We start from the raw sequence: 23,567 nt of genomic DNA, 5'->3' as shown, positions 1-23,567 counted from the left end.
AGAGAAACGTAGAGTATAAAAGGAATTTTTAGCATTTTTATGCTTGGTTTTAAGAGGGGTATTTTGGATAAAGTTACCTAAATTGAAAATGAAGAATCCTATTGTATCAATGGTTTGAGCATTTTTTTGAGGAATATAATGGATTGATTTTTACAAAACTGTAATGTTTCTGTTGTTCTTTTTTATAATAAAGTAACATAGTTTTAATGTTGTAGCGGACAAAAAAGCGGCTATCTCTTTACATAGACGAAGGAGATAGCCGTTTTCTTATTATTACGTATGTTACGAGTTATTACGAGTTGGTTTCAATTGCTTCTAATAATAGATCAACGATGTGAATTCCTCTCATTTTATGAGAAAGACTTTCACGTTCAATACCTAGTTTCATTTGTAATAGACATCCAGGATTTGCAGTAACAATTGTCGTCGCATCTGTTTCATGCACACGTTCCATTTTATAATCTAGAAATTCCATTGATAACTCCGAATGGACAATATTATAAATACCAGCAGAACCACAGCAACGGTCCGCATCTTTCATTTCGCAATATGTTGCGCCTTGGATGGCCTCTAGTAACATACGAGGTTCAGAAGATGTTCGCATAACATTACGTAAATGACAAGAATCTTGATACGTAATAATTTGCGGCGTGAGTCGTAAGTCAGTACGTTTATGGAAATCTAATTCTACTAGTATAGCAGTAATATCTTTAATTTTAGAAACAAACTGCTTTGCTCGCTTTGCCCACTTAGGATCATCTTTTAATAAATAATCATAATCTACGAGATAAGCTCCGCAACCACCTGCATTCGTAATAATATAGTCGATGTTTAAATCTTCGAATGCTTTTATATTTCGTTTTGCTAATTCTTTCGCTCCACTCTTTTCACCAGCATGCCCATGTAATGCCCCGCAGCAACTTTGTGTTTTCGGAATAATGATATCACAACCAGCTAACTGAAGAAGTTTCATCGTTGCGTTATTTGTTTCTAAAAACATCGTATCCATTAAACAACCTGTGAAGAATGCAACTTGTTTCTTCTTTACCGCCTCAGCAGGTAAAAATTCAGGACGATCTTTCATTGCTTTCATTTTAGGGACTTTTGGCAAAACAAGATCCATCGTTGCAAGTGTTTCAGGGAATAACTTCATAATACCAGTTTTATGTGTTAGTGTTTGTAAACCAGAACGCTGGTAAAATCCGATTAGCCCTGTTAATGTTCTCATTCGGTTTTGATGCGGGAATAGTCCTTGAAAAACCACTTTACGAACAGCTCTCACGGGCACTGAGAATTTTTTATTTTGATTAATAATATCACGAGCTTCTTCTAATAAATGTCCATAATTCACACCAGACGGACAAACAGGTTCACAAGCACGGCAGCCAAGGCAAACATTTAATGTATCTTCAACATCTTCATCCGGCTCAATTAAACCATCAACGACGGCTTTCATTAAGGCGATACGTCCTCGTGGTGAATGTGATTCTTTATACCCAGATTGAATGTAAGTAGGGCAAGTCGGTAAACAAAAACCGCATCGCATACAATTTAATAGTTCATCTTCACTTAATCGTTCTTTAAATTCCTTTTGAATGTTTTCTTTATTTAATGTGGTCATCGCTCAACCACCACTCTTTTACGAGAGTCTTTCGCGAACATCTTTCCAGGATTCATAATGTTGTTTGGATCGAAGGCTTGTTTAATCCCTTGCATAGCAGCAATACCTTCTTTACCTAATTTCATTTCTAAATACGGAGCTTTCATCGCGCCGACACCATGTTCACCAGTAATCGTACCACCAAGCTCAATCGCTTTCGCAAATATTTCAGCAAAAGCTTGTTCAGCACGATGCATTTCTTCTTCATTACGGGCATCTGTCATACAAGTTGGGTGCAAATTGCCATCACCAGCATGCCCAAAAGTACAAATAGGAATATTATATTTCTTTGCAATTGCATTAATTGCTTCAACCATTGGAGCGATTTGTGAACGTGGTACAGTTGCATCTTCTAATATTGTTGTCGGTTTTAGTCTTGCAAGTGCTGATAGTGCACTACGGCGTGCTGTACGAAGCGCATCTGCTTCGGCTTCATCTTTTGCAACGCGAACATCGACCGCATTCATAGCACGGCAAACGTTAGCCATTTTTTCGATATCTCGATTGACAACCTCAGGCGGGCCATCTTGTTCAATTAATAAAATCGCTTTGACGTCAGTTGGTAAACCGATTTGTGCAAACTCTTCTACAACTTCAATTGTTGGTTGATCTAAAAACTCAAGTGTCGCCGGAATAATTTTATTTGTAATAATAGCAGAAACAGCTCGAGCAGCTTCGTTAATATCTTCATATAGCGCAAGCATCGTTTTCTTCGTTTCAGGCATAGGGACAAGTTTTAATATAGCTTCCGTAACAACACCAAGTGTTCCTTCAGAACCAATAAATAAACGAGTTAAATCATAACCAGCTACATCTTTTGCTAATTTACCGCCAGTGCGAATGATGTCGCCGTTCGGTAAGACAATTTCAAGCCCCATTACATAATCACGTGTTACGCCATATTTTAAACCACGTAATCCGCCGGAGTTTTCATTAATGTTACCGCCGATTGTAGAAATTTTCATAGAGCTTGGATCTGGTGGATAAAATAAACCTTTTTCTTCTACTGCTTTAATAATATCAAGTGTAATAACACCAGCTTGTACAGTAATTGTTAAATTCTCTTCGTCAATTTCTAAAATATTGTTCATATGGCGGAAAATAAGGACGATACCACCTTCAAGTGGACACGTTCCAGCACAAAGATTTGTTCCAGACCCGCGAACATATACAGGAATTTTATGAGTGTTACACACTTTTAACACGTTTGCTATTTCATTTGTATTACGAGGAGCAATGACTGCATCAGGCATCGCTTGGAAGTTTGGAGTGGCATCATAACTATAAGTTAAACGCCCCATATTGGATGTATCTATATTATCTTCGCCAACAATAGATACGAATGAATCAATAATTTGCTTTTCTAACATTGGAAATCCCCCTCAAACTGTTAACGTATTTCGTCATAATAAAAAACGTTGTAACAGTGCTTTCATTATAATGATAAAAAAGTCAGAGGATTCTTTCTATGTATAATCATCTAAAGATTAATCTGTTTTATCGTTATTTTTTTGTATGATTATCTAATAAGAGGAGTGCGAAGTATAAAATGTTTAAATCTTTGAATTGTTTCGGGTCAATTCCTGTATGTTCTTCAATCTTTTTTAGCCTATAATGCAATGTATTAATGTGAATATGTAATTGCTCAGCTGTCTGCTTATAAGATTGGTTATAATCGATAAATAAACGTAAAGTGTGCATAAGCTCAGGAGATGATACTAAGTTTTCAATGGTGCGCTCTAGAAACTGTTCCCGAGTTTCGGTAGAAATATCTTGTAAGCACATTTCTAAACGTAAATCTTCATTAAATACAATTTTTTTCGTTTCAAGTGATACTGAAAGGGCGCGTAATGCTTGTTCGTACGATAAGTTCATATTGCTTGGCGTAACTATTTGTCCAATCCCGATATATAAAGTAATAGAAAATAAAGTTTCACAGTCTTGTTTTAACCGTTTTAAAAATTGAAAGGTTTGCTCTTTGGATTGGATTGTTGTAAACAAAATAAACCGATCATTTCCCCAACGAACAAATAAATTTTCTTTTGCTAAAATGTTGCGCATATGTTGCCAAATTTTACGCTGGAGCATCGTATTATCTTGGGCGATGGATAATAAAATAAGTTGTTTCTTCTTATATAAATCAATACCAAGCGTTTTTGCACGATCGAGAAAACTTGGAGACCAGTCTGTATTTTGAAGCCAATCAAAGACAAATGCTTCATAAGAACGGTGTTCAAGTTCTAGTTGTTCTAAAAAGTAGTTTTCATGAATTAATAATTCGGTCATCTTACGTAATATTTCTCCGTATTGTGAAATATTTTCAGGTTCTCCTGTAATTCCAATCACGCCGATTACTTCGTCATGGAATAGTAAAGGAAGATTCATCCCAGCTTTTACACCTTGCAGTCGTCGTTCATCATCTTTTGTAATAATGACAGTTTTCTTTTGTTTCGCACAGCGGAGTGCACCTTCATGAAATTGACCGATTCTTTCCGCATCTGTACTTGCGATAATAACGCCGTGTATATTAATAATAATAATGTTTTCAGTAATTAATCTGCGTACTTCACGTACAATTTTATTCGCTAAATCAGGAAAAAGCATAATTTGCACACCTCAAATTCTATTTGTTGTACATTATATATGTAAGTTTGTTAATAAAGGAAGATTTCACATTTTCCACACATTTATTTGTTACTTTACAATTATAACGAAATCATCCGAAGATGGAGGGAATCTTTTGAGAAAGTATGTTTTTCTTCTCTGCTTTTTATTTCTATTAGTAGGGTGTCAAGGAAGTTCGTATACACCGATTACTAAAGATAAAAGTGTTATTATAACAACGAATATAAAGGAAGGTAGTATTAGTTTTATTAATAAAAAAACAAAGAAGCTATTAACAACATGGGAATTAAATGAGCCGATTGCGGGGGTTACGCTACTTCCAAATGGCGAGGAAATACTCGTTTATGGTAAGCAATTAGAATATATGTATGTATATTCACTAGCAGAAGGTAGACGAGTGGACAAATATAAGACTGGAAAAGGAATTGCTAATGTTATCGCATCAGATGATGGAAAACAATTATTTGCTGCCGATCAAAATGAACAAAAGGTAAGGTTCTTTACGATAAAGGGAAAAGAGACAGGGAGTGTTTCAACAGGAAAAGGGCCGATAACGATGGTAGAGCATCATAACCAGTTATCTGTACTAAACTTTTATGATACGAAACTAACGACCATTGATACAAAGAAAAAAGAAGTGATACAGTCCTTTATGATTCCGCCAGCATCGACAGGAGCGACGGTTAGCGCTGATGGGAAAGAAATATGGATTGGTGGACATGGTGATGGAAGTCAAGTGAATGAGAAAGTATTAGTGTATTCTTTACAGAGCGGAGAGATGATGCGTTCTTTACATGCTCCGTTTATGCCTGTGAATATAACAAAGGATGATAAGTATGTATATGCGCTAAGTCACGGTTCGAATACGCTTAGAAAATTTGATGTTAGCACGTATAAAGAGGTGGCTTCTGTAGAAGTAGGGTCGAACCCATTTGCATTTTTAAAAAGCGGAGCAGAAGGATACGTAGCTAGTTATGATAGCGATGAAGTATGCGTAATGGATATGAAGAATATGAAAATAAAACAAACAATTAAAGTCGGAAAAGGACCGTTTCAACTCATAGAGAGAGAAGGAGAAGGACAATGAGTAAATATAACGTGCTAGTCGTAGATGACGAAAGTGATATGAGGCAACTTGTTGGAATGTACTTAGATAACTTCGGATACGAGTGGGGAGAAGCTGAAAATGGAAAAGAGGCACTTCGAAAATTAGAGACGGATCATTATGATTTCGTTGTACTAGATATTATGATGCCTGAGATGGATGGGCTTTCAGTTTGTAAAGAGATTCGAAAAACGTCGGATGTACCTATTATATTTTTAACAGCAAAAGGTGAAGAGTGGAATAGGGTGAACGGCTTACGTATGGGAGCAGATGATTATATTGTAAAGCCATTTAGTCCTGGGGAACTAATTGCTCGCATGGAAGCTGTTTTAAGACGATATACAAAGCAAGAACAGCAAGAAGAGATTCAATTTGGACCGATTCTTATTAATGAAAAAAGCAGGAGGATCGAGACGAATGGTGAGACGATTCCTCTTACGGTAAAAGAGTTCGATTTACTATATTTTCTTTGCCAACATAATGGACAAGTATTTAGCCGGGAACAATTGCTTGAAAAGGTGTGGGGGTATGATTATGCAGGAAGTACAAGAACGGTAGATACGCATGTGAAAACGATGCGTCTAAAGCTAGGAGAAAGTGGAAACTACATTCAAACTGTTTGGGGTGTAGGTTATAAATTTGAGGTGTAACGTATGTTTACGATGGTACAAAAGCTTTGGCTTACAGTAGTATGTGCAGTATGTGTAACAGTTTCCTTTCTTTATTTTGTATCTTTATACTCATATGAAAAGTTATACGTTGATAATTTAAAAGATTCATTAGTAATGGAAGGGAAACGTCTTGCCACGCAATATGATAAACGTGAAGGAGTATCCACTTTTGAAGAGAAAGTAAGGGCATATGATCAAATATCTAGTTCAGATGTCCTTTTCGTATACAATCCGCGTGATTTAAGCGCATGTTTGCCTTTTGATGTTCACCATCATTCTCTTATAAGTGAAGGGGATAGACAGGCGCTATTAGATGGGAAAACGGTGACAAAGATAGGGTATGAAGAACATTTTGATCGTAATATTATGGGCGTTGTCATCCCTGTTTTAGATAATAAAAAATTAGTTGGTATTGTATACTCTTATATTCCTTTAAAAAGTATAAAAGACTTAATATTTGATATGGGTCTTATTTTAGCGCCGTTAGCACTTGCAATGATTTTAATTACAATATGGATTGGTAGAAAAATTATTATTGCTATTACGAGACCGCTTTCGCAAATGGAACGAGTTGCAAATCATTTGGCCACTGGAGATTTCTCAGAGCGGATTACAATTTCTTCAGAAGATGAAATTGGACGATTGGGAAAAGCTTTTAATAAAATGGCAAATTCTTTAGAAACAGAAGATGTAAAGCGTAAGGAATTTTTAGCTAATGTTTCACATGAACTTAGAACACCGCTTAGTTATATTAAAGGATATAGTGAAGCTATTTTAGACGGTGTAGCGAAGGGGCCGCAGCAGGAAAAAGTAACGCAACTCATCCATAAAGAAGCAGGTCGCATGCAGCGCCTCGTTCATGATTTATTAGATTTAGCGCAGCTAGAAGGTGAACACTTTCCTCTAAAGAAACAACCTATCGTTTTTTCACAGCTTATTGAAGATGTACTAGATACGTACGAGTTACAGTTTATAGAAAAAAAACTTCGTATTTCAACGGATTTAAATCCTGAAATTATCGTAATGATTGATGAGGATCGTATGCAACAAGTACTTCATAATGTGTTAGATAATGCGATACGTTATACAAATCAAAACGGGGATATCATAATAACATTAAAGCAAATCGATGATTACTGTGAATTGAGCATAAAAGATACAGGAATAGGTATTGATAGAGAGCATTTAGAAAATCTTGGGGAACGCTTTTACCGAGTAGATAAAGCGAGAAGTCGTCAACACGGTGGAACAGGTTTAGGCCTTGCAATTGTAAGGCAAATTGTTCATATACATGATGGTGAGTGGAGAATAGAAAGTGAAAAAGGTAAGGGAACGACAGTTATTATTAAATTAAAAGCACAAGATGAGGAGAGCATATTCTAACTTTTGGAATATGCTCTTTATCCCGCTATTTGTGGGCTAATAATCAGCGGGGGATGGACAAAAGCCCCACTGATTAAAGTTGCACTTTATATTGAAGGTAAATAGTTACGCGTAAATGTATTAATTAATATCCAATAAATATCAAAAATTTGACTATTTTATGAACAAAACATTTGTACTTCTTACTAATTCGTTCTAAAATAGTTATGGATGCTAAGTTCTTATAAAACGTTACAATTGTTGTTTGGAAGATACTGAGGTGATTTAACTGGAGTACAAATCTATTAAACCGAAAAAAATTTACGAAGAAGTATCTGAAGCTATTTTAACAATGATTAAAAATGGTACGTTAAAACCTGGTGACAAGCTACTTCCTGTTCATCAATTAGCAGAGCAGTTTCAAGTTGGCAGATCTGCAGTTCGTGAAGCGTTAAGTGCGCTCAGAGCAATGGGCTTAATTGAAATGAAACAGGGAGAAGGTACATATGTAAAGAATTTCGATTCTTCTTCATTAACGAAATCATTAAATAACAAGTTATTAATGAAGAAAGAGGATATTTTGAATTTATTAGAAGTACGGAAGGTGCTTGAAGTGGGGGCAGTTCGAGCAGCTGCGGCAAAACGTACGGATGATAATTTGCAAAATATGAAACATTGGTTAGATGAAATGGCAAAAAGCATTGGAGATGAAAAGGCTGGTGAAAAAGCAGACTTTCAGTTCCATATGGGAATTGCACAATCTTCGCATAATAACATCTTACTTGAGCTCATGAATCATGTTTCAGAGATGATTGCTGAAACGATTGGTGAATCAAGACGCATTATTTTATATGGTGAACAAACAACATCAGAACGACTTTTAGAAGAGCATCAATCTATATATGATGCGGTGTTAAAGCAAGATGTGGAATTAGCGCAGCAAGCGATGCTAGATCATTTAACAAATGTAGAACATATTGTCACAGGTAAAAGCGATATAAATTCGTAATTTAATCTTTTAAAAATCTAATTTTCTGATAAAATAGTGAGAGATTAAGTAAGCGTTTTCCTTAGGAGAGGGAGAGGATAGGCCATGGTTGAGCCTACTTCTTCTAGTCTTAGTCATCTGATGACCATATGATTGTTGGCGAAGTTGTAATGAGGGGGAATTATAGTTATGAAAGTTACTTTATTTGTTACTTGTTTAGTCGATATGTTTGAAACAAACGTCGGTAAAGCAACAGTTGAAGTATTGGAGCGTTTAGGTTGTGAAATTGAATTTCCAGAAGCACAAGTTTGTTGTGGTCAGCCTGCTTATAATAGCGGCCATGTAGAAGCAGCAAAAGAAGCGATGAAACATATGATTGAAACTTTCGAAGATGCAGAATATATCGTTACGCCATCTGGCTCTTGTGCGACAATGTTTCATGAGTATCCGCATGTTTTTAAAGATGATCCAAAGTGGTCTAAACGTGCACAAAAGGTTGCTGATAAAACATATGAGTTTACACAATTTATTGTAGATGTTTTAAAAGTTACAGATGTTGGTGCAAGTTTACCAGGGATAGCTACTATTCATAAATCGTGTCATATGACACGCCTGCTTGGAGTAAAAGAGGCGCCAGGAATTTTATTATCAAACGTAAAAGGATTAACTGTGAGAGAACTGCCAAACGTGCAAAATTGTTGTGGGTTTGGGGGAACGTTTTCAGTTAAGATGACTCCAATTTCTGAGCAAATGGTAGATGAAAAAGTAGATAGTGTAATGGAAACAGGTGCTGATTATTTAATCGGTGCAGATTGTGGGTGTTTGTTAAACATTGGCGGACGTATTGAGCGTTTAGGAAAAGAAGTAAAAGTAATGCATATTGCTGAGGTCTTGAATAGTCGCTCATGAAGGGGGAACATAAGCTATGTCTATGAAAATCAGTGAGAAAAAATTTAATGATCGCGTTGGCGATGGAATTCAAGATTCGTTTATGCGCGGAGCAGTATCTTCTGCACAAACGCGTTTATATACAAATCGATTAAAAGCAGCTGACGAGTTGGGAAACTGGGAAGAATGGCGTGAACTAGGTGAACAAATTCGTCAACATACGTTAGAAAATCTTGATTATTATTTAATGCAGTTAAGTGAAAATGTATCAAAAAGAGGCGGTCACGTTTACTTTGCGAAAACGAAAGAGGATGCAGCAAAGTATATTCAAGACGTTGCAAAAAAGAAACAGGCGAAGAAAGTTGTAAAATCAAAATCAATGGTAACTGAAGAAATTAGTATGAATCATGCCCTTGAAGAGATTGGTTGTGAAGTGTTAGAGAGTGACTTAGGAGAGTATATCTTGCAAGTAGATAACGATCCACCATCACATATTATTGCGCCTGCACTTCATAAAAACAGAACGCAAATTCGTGATGTATTTAAAGAAAAACTTGGATATGAAAATTCTGATGATCCATACGAAATGACAAAGTTTGTTCGTAAACAACTTCGTGAGAAATTTATGGATGCAGAAATTGGTGTGACAGGTTGTAACTTCGCTGTTGCAAATACTGGCTCTCTTTGTTTAGTAACGAACGAAGGTAATGCCGATCTTGTTATGTCGATTCCGAAAACTCAAATTGCAGTAATGGGTATGGAACGTATGGTTCCGACAATGGAAGAATTAGATGTTTTAGTTGGTTTACTATGTCGTAGTGCAGTAGGTCAAAAATTAACAAGTTATGTAACAGTAGCAGGACCAATTCAAGAGGAAGAGGTAGATGGACCAGAAGAGTTTCATTTAGTCGTTGTTGATAATGGCCGCTCTCAAATTCTTGGATCGGAATTCCGTTCAGTATTACAATGTATTCGTTGTGCTGCTTGTGTTAACGTATGTCCTGTATATCGTCATGTTGGTGGACATTCGTATGGATCTATTTATTCAGGACCAATCGGTGCGGTATTGACACCACTTCTAGGTGGATATGATGATTATAAAGAACTTCCTTATGCATCTAGTTTATGCGGAGCCTGTACGGAAGCTTGTCCAGTAAAGATTCCGTTACATGATTTATTATTAAAACATCGTCAAGTTATCGTTGAGCAAGAAGGACGTGCCCCACTTGCAGAAAAATTAGCAATGAAAATGTTTAGCATGGGTGCTTCTTCAGCAGCTTTATATAAAATGGGATCAAAAATGGCACCGGCAGCAATGAGTCCATTTACATCTGGTAACCGTGTATCAAAAGGTGTTGGACCACTTAAAAACTGGACGGATATTCGTGAATTCCCGGCTCCAAGTAAAGAACGATTCCGTGATTGGTATAAAGATCATAAGAAAGGCGGGGACAAATAATGACAGGATTAATTCAAAACCGTGAGTCCTTTCTAGATAATATCGCAAAAGAACTTGGGCGCGCGCGTAAAACAGAAGGCGTAGAACGTCCAGCATGGAAAAGTAATGTGAATGTGGAAACGTTAAAAGATTATTCACAAGAAGAATTGTTAGAAGTATTTAAAAATCAATGTACAAACATTCATACAACTGTTGTGGAAACGACAAACGACCGTTTACGTGAAGATATTCAAAAAGTCATCATGGAAAACGGCGGGGGACCTATTATATTATCAGCAGATGAACGTTTTGATGCATATGGTTTAACATCTTTATTTAAAGAAGAACTTCCAAAGCGAGATGTTGAAGTAAATGTATGGGATCCAGAGAAAAAAGAAGAGAATATGCGTATAGCGGAAAAAGCGAATATTGGAATCGCATTTAGTGATTACACTTTAGCCGAATCTGGTACGATTGTTGTACAAAGTCATAAAGGACAGGGGCGTTCTTTACACTTTTTACCGACTGTATACTTTGCTATTATTCCACGTGAAACACTTGTACCTCGTATTACACAAGCAGTTCAACATATGAACTCACGTGTGGAAAAAGGTGAAGCAGTCGCATCTTGTATTAACTTTATTACAGGACCAAGTAACTCTGCGGATATTGAAATGAATCTTGTTGTCGGAGTACATGGACCATTAAAAGCAGTATATTTCATCGTATAAAATAGGGGAAAGCAGGCCGGAAAACGGCCTGCTTTTTTAATAGAATAAAGATAATATGAAGTAGAAGTTCTCTCCTTTTTTTGTTATGTTCTTTTGGAAAGGAGAGGAAGGGATGTTCACTTATTTATATGCATTGTTAGTGGGTATGGTGTTTGGTTCTTTTTTTATGGTGATTGCGATGAGAGTTCCAGTAGGGGAATCTATTATTACACCGCGTTCGTACTGTCATTACTGCAAGTATACGTTAAAGCCGAAAGAACTGATTCCAATCATTTCATTTTGTATGCAAAAAGGGCGTTGTACGAATTGCAAGAGAAAAATCTCAAGTTTGTACATAGTGTTTGAATTTGTTACAGGGAGTTTATTTTTTCTTACTGTATATGTAATTGGAATAGAACGAGAGCTCATCATTATTTTATCGCTCTTTTCTTTACTTATTATTATTTCAGTTACAGATTTAGTATATATGCTAATACCTAATCGTATTTTAATTTGGTTTGCACTTTTGCTTATTTTAGAATGTATTTTTGTACCGTTAGTTACTTGGATAGATAGTTTAGCTGGTAGTGGAACTATATTCATTTTGTTATATTGCATGCAAAGGATTTATCCGGATGGTCTTGGCGGAGGTGATGTAAAATTACTTTCGTTACTTGGATTTATAGTGGGAGTGAAAGGGGTTTTTATAACTTTATTTTTAGCATCTTGCTTTAGTCTTTGTTTTTTCGGAATAGGTATAGCGTTAAAACGTATAAAAATAAGAACCACAATTCCGTTTGGACCTTTTATTAGCCTTGGAGCAATATGTTATGTGTTGGTCACATATGCAAAATAGAGAGGAGATAGAAAATGAATGTATATATGGATGATCAAAGAAGTTGCCCGTACGGATATGTTTTGGCAACTACAGTAGAATCTGCATTACAATTTGTTCGGAGTAATAAGGTAAACATCCTCTCTCTTGATTTTAACATGGGATGGAGGAAAAGGAATGGATTAGATTTTGTAGAAGCCTTTTGTACAGAAGGTCTATATGTTAATGAAATTCACCTTCATACAAATGATGTCATCGGTATGCATCAGATGAAACAGAGAATTGAGAAGGGGAAAGAGAAAGGAGAAATTGATCCTCATATTGCCTTGAAATATGTAGGGAGCTAAAAACTCCAAAGTGAAACTTTGGAGTTTTTAATGCTTCATATGAGCTTGTAAAGGAATGATTTCCTCAGTTTGAGCTGCAACTAATTCAGTTTCCTCTTGTTTAACATCAGGTGCTTTCTTTGTTAAGTACTGATATACCATACCGACAAATACGGATCCGCCAATAATGTTACCAATTGTAACTGGAATTAAGTTATGAATAGCGCCGGCAAAAGAAATTGTATCAGGATGTGGTGAAACTAAAGATAAGGCAAACAATGATAAGTTTGCAATGCTATGCTCATAGCCAGATAAGAAGAATGTGAAAACGAGCATCATCATCATCAATATTTTTGCTGTATCACCTTTTACTTGAGAAGGTAAGAAGCAGGCAAGACATACGAGCCAGTTACATAAAATCGCTTTAAAGAATAATTGCATTGTAGGTGTATTCATCTTTCCTTCAACAACTTTATTCATTAAATGACCGTGATCAATTGCTTCGAAAATTCCAGTTGCGTAAAATAGTAAGGCAAAGAATAAAGCGCCAGCTAAGTTACCTGCATAACAAGCAACCCAGTTGCGAAGTGTATCAGAAATAGTTGTTTCTTTTCTTAAAGTTGCCACTGTGAAGTACATTGTATTGCCAGTAAATAATTCAGCGCCACCATATATAATAAGTACCAGAGCAATCCCGAAAAACATGGAGGAAGCTAAATATGTTGCTGGTGAATCAACAATATGAAAAAAGTTACCTAATTTAAAACATAGTACAATAATAAAACCGATATAAATGCCAGCAAGTGCAGCACGAATGAAATATTGCATTGGATTTGTATCTAGCATTTGCTTTTTGCTCTTAGCCAGTTTTACAACGTAATCTAATCCTTGTTCTAGCATGAGTAATACGCTCCTTTAGTACATCGTCTATAAATACTCCTTATATGAATAAAGTACATGGATTTGTTCATAGTTTCAATAAGTTTGTGCAATATTTCACAAAAAGGACATACATCTTGAAGGAAAGCGTTTACAAAAGGTAGTATAATGGAATTTTTTCTAAAAATAGAGAGGGGATTGAAACGAGTGGAAAAGAAAAAGCGCTGTAATTACAGCGCTTTTTCGTCTAAATTCTTTTCTACTTTTACTTCTACTTCTTTCGAGAAGAACCAACCGCCAATTGCGATTCCGACTAATACAATCCAGAATGTAAGCTTCCACGGAGTAGATTCTGGGAATGAATGCGGAAGGACATTTAAAGCAGGGTGTGCTAGCGTATAAACTGTTAATTTCACACCAACCCAACCTACAATTAAAAATGCTGCAGTTTCAAGTCCTGGTTTACGTTTTAATATTTGTACGAAAGCAGTTGCTGCAAATCGCATTATAACTAATCCGATAAGTCCACCTGTAAAGATAACGATAAATTGACCTGTATCAAGACTACCAATCGTACCTAATCCTGTTTTCGGTAAAGTCACTGCTAATGCAACAGCAGCTAAAATTGAATCAACAGCGAAGGCGATATCAGCAACTTCGACTTTAAATACAGTCCACCAAAAGTTCTCTTGTTTTTTCTTTGCTTCTTTTTCTTCTGTTTCTTCATGTGTATTCTTTTTAACATACGTTTTAAATAAGTGATTCCCCGCGATAAACATAAGATAAATCGCACCAATTGCTTGCACTTGCCATACATCGACTAGGAAAGAAATCATGAATAGTGATCCGAAGCGGAAAACGAACGCTCCTGCTAATCCATAAAATAGTGCTTTCTTTCGTTTTTCTTCTGGTAAATGTTTTACCATGATTGCGAGAACGAGAGCGTTATCAGCCGCTAAAATCCCCTCTAGTGCAATTAGGATGAGTAATACCCAACCATACTCCAATAATAATGATACATCCATGTACATTCTCCTCTCATTTCTATAAAGACTAAACAAGTGAAGAAGTTCCCCAATGTTTAGTTTCCCCATACTCCTGCGTATCAACGGTGGAAGGAATTTGAAAACAAAAAAGACCTCTGCCGTTGATAGGCAAAGGTCTTGCTAGACATATGTAATGAAAATGCCAACAAAGCCGGAAGAACTAAGTTCTACGTAATGACGACTTTGTTTCCAAGAAATAGTTCTTGGACGCTACTCCCCTTTGGAGATATGCTATTGTATTCTCATTATATGGATAATTTATACGGTTGTCAACCTGTTAAAATATCTTCGTTTGGATATTTTATTTTTCTTTGTTTTTTACGTGCAAATGAAAAGGCTAATGTTAAAGGCCCCATCTTTCCAAAAAACATCATAAAGATAATAATTGTTTTGCCGATGATTGTTAAGTGTGGCGTCAAATTCATGCTAAGGCCGACAGTTCCAAATGCTGAAAATACTTCAAAAGCACTCATTAATAAAGGAACTTTCTCAGTGATGCTTAAAATTAAAATGGAAAGAAAAATAAAAGAAATTGAAATAATAGTAATCGTTAATGATTTGACAATGAGCGTATCTTTAATGGATTTTTTAAACACTACTATATCATCTTGTTCTTGCAAAAATTTAAATACGCCTAAAAACATAATTAAAAAAGTTGTTAACTTAATCCCGCCACCAGTTGAAGCACTGCCAGCACCAATAAACATAAGAAGCATCATTAATAAAAGTGAAGGTTTTGATAATGCAGAGATATCAACAGTATTAAACCCGGCAGTACGTGTTGAAACCGCTTGAAAATAAGCAGCCATACCTTCTTCAAATGGTGTAAAACCTCTCATGGAAATTGAATTATGAAACTCGAATATGAAAATGAAAACTGTAGCAATAATATTGACGATAAGAGTAGAAGAGAGCATAAGCTTTGAGTGCAAAGTAAGGTTTTTAAAGTTTTTCTTTCTTTTTATATCTACGATAACTGTAAAACCAATCCCACCTAAAATAATGAGGGAAGAAATAACGAGATTGACGAGAATGCTATGGGAGTGCGACATTAAGTTATCGCTCCACACAGAAAACCCAGCATTGTTAAAGGCTGAGATAGAATGAAAAAAGCTGTAATATATCCCTTTGGCAATCCCGTATTTTGGTACCCATTCAAAGGAGAGAAATAAAGTAGCGATACATTCTACAGTAAAAGAAAATAAAAATAATGCTTTTGCAAGACGAATGATTCCGCCGACATTTGTTTGGTTTAATGCTTGTTGTAATAAAATCCGGTTTTGAAGGCCGATTTTTCTACCGAGCATAATTGCGATTAAAACAGCAAAGCTCATAATGCCAAGCCCGCCAACTTGTATAAGTGTTAAAATGACACATTGGCCAAATAAGGTAAATACTTTACCAGTATCCACAACACCAAGCCCTGTAACCGTACAAGCAGAAACCGTTGTAAATAAGGCATCGAGCCATGAAATAGATGTTGTTGTAGCAATTGGCAATTTCAATAGGCATGTACCGATAATTGATAGCATAATAAAAGACAAAGTAAGAACACGGGGAGGACTCATGCTAATGTTAATCCGTTTCATTTCACATATCGTTCCTTTCGATTTGCTCTTACTAGTATGTGAAGAAGCACTATTATGTATGTTAAAAAAGAAAGAGGCAGAGAATATCTGCCTCTAAGCCATAGGTTATATAGTTATCCGCGTAATTGTTGTTGAGCTAAAGCAACAAGACGTTTCGTTACTTCACCGCCAACTGATCCGTTAGAACGAGATGCTGTATTAGATCCTAAGCTTACACCGAATTCTTGTGCGATTTCATATTTGAATTGTTCAAGTGCTTGCTCTGCACCCGGAACTAGTAATTTGTTTGTTTTCACCATGTTGATACACATCCTTAAAGAGTAATCCAGTTTAGCTAAGTGCTATCTGGTAACGTTATTTTATGTGTAAATGACGTACTCATACACGGAAGTAAACGGTGTGATTAGAAGTTCTTGGATAGAAAAAAGAGTAGCAAATTTGCTACTCTTTTTTCAGTATTGTCGCTGTACCTTCTACGACAATATCATCAGATTGATTATATATGTTTGTTTGCAATGTAATGATTTTTTTATCGTCCCGTTTTTTAATAACTTCTGCCACAACGCGAAGTGTATCACCGATTTTGACAGGAGCACGGAATGAAACATTTTGTGATAAATAAATCGTATTTTTGCCAGGGAGTTTCGTTCCAAGAATGGTAGAAATAAAACTTGAAACGAGCATGCCATGGGCAATACGTTCTTTGAACATTGTCGTTTTTGCAAAAGAGTCTAGAATGTGAATAGGATTTACATCTCCAGTCAATTTTGCAAAATTGATAACGTCATCATCCGTAATTTTTTTTGTAAGTGATGCTTGATCACCGACTTGAATCTCATCGTAACGAAGCTCCGGAACAGTTTGTGCTTCTTGAAATGGATTCATTTTGTCCTCCTTCTTTTCCATATCGAAAAATGTAAGCCATCTTGATGTAGTAGGAGGAAGAAAGAGTTTTGTTTGTGCTGCAGTTAGTTGCCACATTTTTCTTACTTGATGGAAGTAAATAGATTTTTTGAGTTTTCCTCGAACTGCTTTGCGAGTTCGAGTTGTTTGGACTTGAACTCTCCCAAAAAAACGTTTAACTGTTTTTGAACCTCTTCACGTTGCGACTGTTGTTGTTCGATAAAGTGTTTTGTTGTTTCTTCAAATTGGCCGCTAGTTTGAGTAAGAATAGACAAAGATGTTTTCGTAGGCGAAACAGTAAGTTGGTGCATTTGATTAGAAAGCTCATTCCACTTTTCTTGCCACTCGTTAATTTGATCATTTAAGGAGTTTCCAGTTAATTGCTTCACATAGTCTGTATATTGGTTATTGAACTGAGCAGTGAATTGGTGTAGTTCTTTTTCTAGTTCATCTACTCCTGATGTTAATTTATGCAAAGCGTCTTGTTGTTGTTTTAATGTTTCTAAAGTAAGTTGTTCTAATTGTTTCCCAGCTGAAGAGAAAAGGGAAAGAGATTGAGACCAGTTTTTCCAAAATGCATCGACTAATTCGTATGGCTTAGTTTCCATTGTTTGACCTCCAAATGTTTTTTTGCATATTGTGAACGCAGATTACTCTGCTGTACCACCAGGTGAAGATGAAGAATCCTTTTCATCCTTTTCTGGAGAAGTAGAAAATGGAAAGAATGCATTGGTGTATAACGTAAAAAATGTCCGCAACATATTTTGATAATGTTCAAAAGAAGTCGCACATGTTGTTAAATATTGCTCTCCATATTCTGTTAAAGAATAAATTCGTTTCGCTGGCCCGCCTTCGCTTGTATCCCAAGTAGAAGAAATAAGATTTTCTTTTTCTAATTTGCGTAGTGTCCTATACACATTACCTTGGTCAACAGAAGAAAAGCCGATGTCCATTAGCATTTGAATAAGTTTGTAACCATGAAGACTCCAGTCTTTTAGACAGAGAAGTAAGAAAGGAACTAAGAAGTTTTTTGGCATGGAGTTTGGTTGTTTCGCTTGGTTTTTTTCCAAACTTTCTGGGTGTTCTGGTTCATTATGTAGCATGATTGTGCATCACCTCATGAATCAGTTAGATAGAATTTTTTGCTTATAAGTGCAATTTACACCTATCTGTTTTTAATGTCAATGTATTTGTTGGAAAATAAAGAAAAATAAAATATTTACTTGAAGTTTTATTCGGAATATTAGAAAATAGTGAATAGGTTGAATTGTTTCAAAAACGAAAAAGGGAGTGTAGGCGAAGTGATTGATCAAAAATTCGATCCATTGCAAGCATGGAAAAATGCTTATGAACAAACCGAAACATTTTGGGGGAAAGCGCTCAATGAAACAATTAAAACAGAAGAATATTCTGCTTGGATGGGCAGCGTTCTAGATTTGAATTTGTTTTATCAAAAAGCATTAAATGATACGACAAAAAATTATTTAGAACAGGTGAATGTGCCGACGAGAGAGGATATCGCTAGAGTAGCTACGCTTGTTATTAACTTAGAAAATAAAGTTGATAACATCGAGGAAATTCTAGAAGAGAAAGTGGATTCATTAGGACAAGCTCCTACATTAAAGCGTGATGTTACGAAAGTAAAACAAGATATGCGCACGTTAGAAACGAAAGTTGATCAAATTTTAGAATTGCTAGAAAAGCAAAATGCAGTACTAGCTAAACTACAAGTACCTGTAAAAGAAGAAGTAAAGCCTGTAAATAAGCAAGAAAATAAAAAATGATAATCGCGTTTGTTTATAACGTGTAAAAGAGAGAGGGAGAATCCCTTTTCATGTATAAACAACGAAACATAATTAATATATGGACTCAATTAGTATGAGTACCAAAATGATTCATAACAATCGTTCACAAATTCATTTAAGGGGGAAAAGAAATGGTTCAATTAAATGGCAAAGTAGCAATCGTAACAGGTGGGGCAAAAGGAATTGGAAAAGCAATTACAGTAGCATTAGCACAAGAGGGAGCAAAAGTTGTTATTAACTATAACAGCAGTAAAGAGGCAGCTGAAAACTTAGTAAATGAATTAGGCAAAGAAGGACATGACGTTTATGCAGTTCAAGCGGATGTTTCTAAAGTAGAAGATGCAAATAGACTTGTAGAAGAAGCTGTGAATCATTTTGGTAAAGTTGATATTCTTGTTAATAATGCTGGTATTACAAGAGATCGTACATTCAAAAAATTAAATCGTGAAGATTGGGAGCGCGTAATTGACGTGAACTTAAGCAGTGTATTTAATACGACAAGCGCGGTACTTCCATACATATCGGAAGCAGAAGAAGGAAGAATCATTAGTATTTCTTCTATTATTGGCCAAGCTGGTGGATTTGGACAAACAAACTACTCAGCAGCAAAAGCAGGTATGCTAGGATTTACAAAATCATTAGCGTTAGAACTTGCAAGAACAAATGTAACTGTAAACGCAATTTGCCCAGGATTTATTGATACTGAAATGGTAGCAGAAGTACCAGAAGAAGTGCGTCAAAAAATCGTTGCGAAAATCCCGAAAAAACGTTTTGGTCAAGCTGATGAAATTGCAAAAGGTGTAGTATATCTATGCCGTGACGGTGCGTATATCACAGGTCAGCAATTAAACATTAACGGCGGATTATACATGTAATGAAGTAAGAAAAAAGTGCATATCCATAGCAGGAATGCACTTCTTTTTTTAGAAAGAAATTGACCAAAAAGGAGATAGAAAAAATGACTACATTCGTAACGGAATGGGAAAAGCAATTGGAGTTGTACCCAGAAGAATATCGTAAAGCATATCGACGTGTGAAAAGAGCGAGCGAAATTTTATTACGCGAACCAGAACCACAAGTTGGTTTAACACCGAAAGAGGTTATTTGGACGAAGAATAAAACGAAGCTTTATCGTTACATTCCAAAACAAGAAAAAACACAGAGAGTTCCAATCTTATTAATATACGCTCTTATTAATAAACCGTATATTATGGATTTAACTCCAGGAAATAGTTTAGTGGAATATTTAGTAGATCGTGGTTTCGATGTGTATATGCTTGATTGGGGTACATTTGGTTTAGAAGATAGTCATTTGAAGTTTGATGATTTCGTGTTCGATTATATTGCAAAAGCAGTGAAAAAAGTAATGAGAACTGCAAAATCGGACGAAATTTCTTTACTTGGTTATTGCATGGGTGGAACGTTAACATCTATTTATGCAGCGCTTCATCCGGACATGCCAATTCGAAACTTGATTTTTATGACAAGTCCTTTTGATTTCTCTGAAACAGGGTTATACGGTCCTTTATTAGATGAGAAATATTTCAATTTAGATAAAGCGGTTGATACATTCGGAAATATTCCGCCAGAAATGATTGATTTCGGAAATAAGATGTTAAAACCAATTACAAACTTTGTCGGTCCATATGTTGCTTTAGTCGATCGTTCAGAAAATGAGCGCTTCGTCGAAAGTTGGAAATTAGTTCAAAAGTGGGTAGGCGATGGTATTCCGTTCCCGGGTGAATCTTATAGACAATGGATTCGTGATTTTTATCAAAATAATAAATTAGTGAAGGGTGAACTCGTTATTCGCGGACAAAAGGTAGACCTTGCAAATATTAAGGCGAATGTCTTAAATATTTCCGCGAAACGTGATCATATTGCTTTGCCATGTCAAGTAGAGGCTTTACTTGATCATATTTCTAGCACGGATAAACAGTATGTATGTTTACCGACAGGACATATGTCTATTGTGTATGGTGGAACGGCTGTAAAGCAAACATATCCGACGGTTGGAAATTGGCTTGAAGAGCGTTCTAATTAAAGAGAAGAAATCCAACTAGCTTATGTTAGTTGGATTTTTTTATGGAAAATGACGAAACATAGGAAGGAGAAAAATACATTGTAGGAGTATAATTATGAAACTTATGACTGGTAAGTTGTTTTGGAGTGCTGGAGTTTCTGTACCTTGTTATCCAACGTTAGAAAATGATATGATATGTGATGTACTAGTAATTGGAAGTGGAGAAGCAGGTGCTCATATAGCGTATTCGTTAGCTAAAATTGGAATGCGTGTTATGCTCATTGAAAAAAGAGCAATTGCATGTGGTAGCACAGCTGCAAATACAGGATTATTACAATTTGTTAATGATAAATCGTTAACCTCTCTTATTCATACATTTGGTGAAGAGAAAGGGGTACGAGCATATAGACTTTGTTATGAAGCGCTGCAAACAATGGAGAAGGTTGTACCGACTCTCGATATTGATCCCCATTTTATTCCGCGAAATAGTTTGTATTATGCAAGTAGAGATGAGGATATTTCATTTTTACAAGAAGAATATAATACGTTACGCCATTATGGATTTCCGGTTGAATATTTTACAGAGTCTGATATTAAGAAACGTTATTCATTTGCAAAACAAGCAGCGTTATATACAAGCGGTGATGCAGAAGTGAACCCGTATTTATTAGCACATAGTCTTTTGCATAAAGCGAAGCAAATGGGCGCTACTATATATGAACATACAGAGGCATTACATATCAAACAAATCCAAAATGATTTAATATGTTACACGAATACAGGAAATAAAATCGTAGCAAAGAATATTATTATGGCGACAGGCTATGAAGCAATTTTTGGAAAGAAAGAAAAAAATACAACAGTAGAAACGTCTTATGCCGTTGTGACCAATAAGATAGATCATTTTGAAGGCTGGCATGAGCAATCATTAATTTGGGAAACAGCACGTCCGTATTTGTATAGTCGAACGTATCAAAACCGCATTATTGTAGGCGGATTAGATGAGGCGCTGAAAATTCAAAAAATCGGCGATACAAAATTATTGCATAAGCGTGATCTCCTTATTAACATTGTAAAAGAAATGTTCCCGCAGTATAAAAATATACAGGCAGAGTACTATTGGGCAGCAGCATTTGGTGGCAGTCATGACGGTCTTCCTATTTTAAAAGAAGATAAAAAAATACATAATTTATATTACGCACTGCCGTATGGGGGAAATGGAACTGTATACGGAATGGTATTTGCGAAACTATTTCAGCAGTTATTTACAAATGAAGAAAGTGATGATTTTTCTTTATTTAATCGATAGAAAAAAGGTAGCGAAGTGATGGAATGAGAGATATAAAAAAGTTTTTACAAAAGTTACGTCCCGTGCAACTTATCGTTGTATTTTATTTACTAGCGGTAGTTGTATCGGTAATTTTACTTAGTTTACCATTTGTTACGAAGCCTGGCGTGAAATGGACATTTATAGATGCGCTATTTACATCAGTTAGTGCGGTAAGTGTTACAGGGCTGTCTGTTGTTACGATTTCAGATACGTTTACAACAGCAGGAATTATTGTTTTAGCCCTGATTTTACAATTAGGCGGATTAGGAATTATGGCACTTGGTACATTCGTTTGGATTATAACGGGTAAAAAGATTGGTTTGCAGCGAAGAAGGTTAATTATGGCAGACCATAACCAAGGAAATTTATCGGGCCTTGTAGAATTGATGCGTTCTATTTTAATTGTAATTATTTCGATAGAACTCATCGGAGCAATACTGTTAGGTACAAGATTTTTACTATATTTCTCGACTTGGCAAGAAGCTTATTTTCACGGTTTCTTTGCCGCTGTGAGCGCAACAACGAACGGAGGATTTGATTTAACAGGACAATCACTTATTCCGTACAAAAAAGATTATATTGTTCAAATGATTCATATGTTGCTTATTATTTTAGGAGCTATCGGTTTCCCAGTGTTAATGGAAGTAAAACAATTCCTTAGTAAAAGGCGACAACAACTATTTCGCTTTTCATTATTTACAAAATTGACGACAACGACATTTTTTGCACTCGTTACTGTTGGAACAATTATGATTTTTCTATTAGAACGAAATCATTTTTTAGTGGGGAAGTCATGGCATGAAACTGTATTTTATACATTATTCCAATCTGTGACGACGCGAAGTGGTGGACTTGCTACAATGGACATACGTGAATTATCACAACCAACGCTTTTATTTATGAGTATATTAATGTTCATTGGAGCATCTCCAAGTTCAGTTGGGGGCGGAATACGTACAACAACATTTGCAGTTAGTATATTATCGTTATATACATTTGCAAGAGGCGGGAGAACAGTCCGTGTTTTCAAACGTCAGCTACATGAAGAGGACGTGTTGAAAGCATCTGTTGTTATGACAATGGGGATTTTATTATGTGCCTCAGCGCTATTTATTTTATCCATTACGGAAAATGTGCCACTTATGAGTTTAATAGTTGAAGTTTGTTCTGCTTTCGGGACGACAGGACTATCAACAGGTATTACTCCAGAGTTAACAACTGTTGGTAAACTTGTACTCATTGTACTTATGTTTATCGGACGCGTCGGTATTTTAACATTTATATTAGCTAGTGGTGGAAGAGAACAACCACCTCGTTATAAATATCCGAAAGAGAGAATTATTATTGGATAGTATGAAACCATTCTACCTACGTTAGGTAGAAT

The 23,567-nt window shown here is 35.8% G+C and carries 23 protein-coding genes, 1 pseudogene and 1 riboswitch; of the genes and pseudogenes, 14 read left to right on the top strand and 10 right to left on the bottom strand.

Features of this window, described 5'->3' with window-relative positions; translation table 11 throughout:
• Window positions 1-292: 292 nt before the first annotated feature.
• The 3 genes and pseudogenes from QCI75_RS20420 to QCI75_RS20410 form a co-directional block, all read right to left on the bottom strand.
• Window positions 293-1,621, bottom strand: a complete 1,329-nt coding sequence (locus tag QCI75_RS20420) for a (Fe-S)-binding protein (RefSeq protein WP_144507081.1) — start codon at window positions 1,619-1,621, stop codon at window positions 293-295.
• Window positions 1,618-3,030 (bottom strand): glycolate oxidase subunit GlcD, encoded by a 1,413-nt coding sequence (gene glcD, locus QCI75_RS20415; RefSeq protein ID WP_353761078.1) that lies wholly within the window; start codon window positions 3,028-3,030, stop codon window positions 1,618-1,620. Before glcD ends, QCI75_RS20420 begins: the two co-directional genes overlap by 4 nt.
• 117 nt (window positions 3,031-3,147) lie before the next feature.
• Window positions 3,148-4,264 (bottom strand): annotated as a pseudogene (locus tag QCI75_RS20410) (CdaR family transcriptional regulator).
• Between the two features lie 136 nt (window positions 4,265-4,400).
• Between QCI75_RS20410 and QCI75_RS20405 the strand changes: the two are divergent.
• The 9 genes from QCI75_RS20405 to QCI75_RS20365 all read left to right on the top strand — a co-directional run bounded on the left by QCI75_RS20405 (window position 4,401) and on the right by QCI75_RS20365 (window position 12,629).
• Complete coding sequence (locus QCI75_RS20405; RefSeq protein ID WP_144507078.1) at window positions 4,401-5,372, top strand: YncE family protein; 972 nt, start codon at window positions 4,401-4,403, stop codon at window positions 5,370-5,372.
• A complete protein-coding gene (locus tag QCI75_RS20400; RefSeq protein ID WP_070141381.1) occupies window positions 5,369-6,040 on the top strand; it encodes a response regulator transcription factor in 672 nt (223 codons plus the stop codon). Before QCI75_RS20405 ends, QCI75_RS20400 begins: the two co-directional genes overlap by 4 nt.
• Window positions 6,041-6,043: 3 nt before the next feature.
• Window positions 6,044-7,444, top strand: coding sequence for a sensor histidine kinase (locus QCI75_RS20395; protein ID WP_144507077.1), 1,401 nt, complete (start codon window positions 6,044-6,046; stop codon window positions 7,442-7,444).
• Window positions 7,445-7,742: 298 nt separating this feature from the next.
• Entirely contained in the window at window positions 7,743-8,432 is a 690-nt protein-coding gene (locus QCI75_RS20390; protein WP_272950294.1) for a FadR/GntR family transcriptional regulator, read from the top strand.
• A 168-nt stretch (window positions 8,433-8,600) separates the two neighbouring features.
• Window positions 8,601-9,320, top strand: coding sequence for a (Fe-S)-binding protein (locus QCI75_RS20385; protein WP_098776281.1), 720 nt, complete (start codon window positions 8,601-8,603; stop codon window positions 9,318-9,320).
• A 16-nt stretch (window positions 9,321-9,336) separates the two neighbouring features.
• On the top strand, window positions 9,337-10,758 hold the full coding sequence (locus QCI75_RS20380) for a LutB/LldF family L-lactate oxidation iron-sulfur protein (protein ID WP_000061921.1): 1,422 nt from the start codon (window positions 9,337-9,339) through the stop codon (window positions 10,756-10,758).
• The gene (locus QCI75_RS20375; protein WP_144507074.1) at window positions 10,758-11,468 is read left to right on the top strand and encodes a LutC/YkgG family protein; all 711 of its coding nucleotides are present in this window, start codon (window positions 10,758-10,760) and stop codon (window positions 11,466-11,468) included. Before QCI75_RS20380 ends, QCI75_RS20375 begins: the two co-directional genes overlap by 1 nt.
• Before the next feature lie 112 nt (window positions 11,469-11,580).
• Window positions 11,581-12,303: a prepilin peptidase gene (locus QCI75_RS20370; protein ID WP_353761077.1), complete on the top strand. Its 723-nt coding sequence runs from the start codon at window positions 11,581-11,583 to the stop codon at window positions 12,301-12,303.
• Between the two features lie 14 nt (window positions 12,304-12,317).
• Window positions 12,318-12,629, top strand: a complete 312-nt coding sequence (locus QCI75_RS20365; RefSeq protein WP_353761076.1) for a cyclic-phosphate processing receiver domain-containing protein — start codon at window positions 12,318-12,320, stop codon at window positions 12,627-12,629.
• A 27-nt stretch (window positions 12,630-12,656) separates the two neighbouring features.
• On the opposite strand, the gene QCI75_RS20360 is transcribed toward QCI75_RS20365, so the two are convergent.
• The 7 genes from QCI75_RS20360 to phaQ form a co-directional block, all read right to left on the bottom strand.
• Window positions 12,657-13,508, bottom strand: a complete 852-nt coding sequence (locus QCI75_RS20360; RefSeq protein ID WP_353761075.1) for a formate/nitrite transporter family protein — start codon at window positions 13,506-13,508, stop codon at window positions 12,657-12,659.
• Window positions 13,509-13,717: 209 nt separating this feature from the next.
• The gene (locus QCI75_RS20355) at window positions 13,718-14,512 is read right to left on the bottom strand and encodes a TerC family protein (RefSeq protein WP_199672473.1); all 795 of its coding nucleotides are present in this window, start codon (window positions 14,510-14,512) and stop codon (window positions 13,718-13,720) included.
• A gap of 79 nt (window positions 14,513-14,591) precedes the next feature.
• Window positions 14,592-14,764: riboswitch (yybP-ykoY riboswitch) on the bottom strand.
• A 38-nt stretch (window positions 14,765-14,802) separates the two neighbouring features.
• The gene (locus QCI75_RS20350) at window positions 14,803-16,122 is read right to left on the bottom strand and encodes a TrkH family potassium uptake protein (protein ID WP_144507069.1); all 1,320 of its coding nucleotides are present in this window, start codon (window positions 16,120-16,122) and stop codon (window positions 14,803-14,805) included.
• A 113-nt stretch (window positions 16,123-16,235) separates the two neighbouring features.
• A complete protein-coding gene (locus QCI75_RS20345; protein ID WP_000241212.1) occupies window positions 16,236-16,421 on the bottom strand; it encodes an alpha/beta-type small acid-soluble spore protein in 186 nt (61 codons plus the stop codon).
• A 142-nt stretch (window positions 16,422-16,563) separates the two neighbouring features.
• Window positions 16,564-17,007, bottom strand: coding sequence for a MaoC family dehydratase (locus QCI75_RS20340; RefSeq protein WP_144508508.1), 444 nt, complete (start codon window positions 17,005-17,007; stop codon window positions 16,564-16,566).
• A 101-nt stretch (window positions 17,008-17,108) separates the two neighbouring features.
• Window positions 17,109-17,633: a polyhydroxyalkanoic acid inclusion protein PhaP gene (gene phaP, locus QCI75_RS20335; RefSeq protein ID WP_144508507.1), complete on the bottom strand. Its 525-nt coding sequence runs from the start codon at window positions 17,631-17,633 to the stop codon at window positions 17,109-17,111.
• A gap of 42 nt (window positions 17,634-17,675) precedes the next feature.
• On the bottom strand, window positions 17,676-18,128 hold the full coding sequence (gene phaQ, locus QCI75_RS20330; RefSeq protein ID WP_000903018.1) for a poly-beta-hydroxybutyrate-responsive repressor: 453 nt from the start codon (window positions 18,126-18,128) through the stop codon (window positions 17,676-17,678).
• Window positions 18,129-18,326: 198 nt separating this feature from the next.
• Between phaQ and phaR the strand changes: the two genes are divergently transcribed.
• The 5 genes from phaR (at window position 18,327) to QCI75_RS20305 (ending at window position 23,535) form a co-directional block, all read left to right on the top strand.
• Window positions 18,327-18,809: a polyhydroxyalkanoic acid synthase subunit PhaR gene (phaR, locus tag QCI75_RS20325; RefSeq protein WP_144508506.1), complete on the top strand. Its 483-nt coding sequence runs from the start codon at window positions 18,327-18,329 to the stop codon at window positions 18,807-18,809.
• Window positions 18,810-18,961: 152 nt separating this feature from the next.
• The gene (locus QCI75_RS20320) at window positions 18,962-19,705 is read left to right on the top strand and encodes an acetoacetyl-CoA reductase (protein WP_002117312.1); all 744 of its coding nucleotides are present in this window, start codon (window positions 18,962-18,964) and stop codon (window positions 19,703-19,705) included.
• A gap of 83 nt (window positions 19,706-19,788) precedes the next feature.
• Complete coding sequence (gene phaC / locus QCI75_RS20315) at window positions 19,789-20,874, top strand: class III poly(R)-hydroxyalkanoic acid synthase subunit PhaC (protein WP_002170962.1); 1,086 nt, start codon at window positions 19,789-19,791, stop codon at window positions 20,872-20,874.
• A 94-nt stretch (window positions 20,875-20,968) separates the two neighbouring features.
• Complete coding sequence (locus QCI75_RS20310) at window positions 20,969-22,162, top strand: NAD(P)/FAD-dependent oxidoreductase (RefSeq protein WP_353761074.1); 1,194 nt, start codon at window positions 20,969-20,971, stop codon at window positions 22,160-22,162.
• A gap of 23 nt (window positions 22,163-22,185) precedes the next feature.
• Entirely contained in the window at window positions 22,186-23,535 is a 1,350-nt protein-coding gene (locus QCI75_RS20305; RefSeq protein WP_144508504.1) for a TrkH family potassium uptake protein, read from the top strand.
• Window positions 23,536-23,567 lie beyond the last annotated feature (32 nt).

Origin of the sequence: Bacillus cereus group sp. RP43 (assembly GCF_040459645.1) — a bacterium.
GTDB lineage: Bacteria > Bacillota > Bacilli > Bacillales > Bacillaceae_G > Bacillus_A > Bacillus_A mycoides_C.
This window is presented reverse-complemented; position numbering and strand designations above follow the sequence as displayed.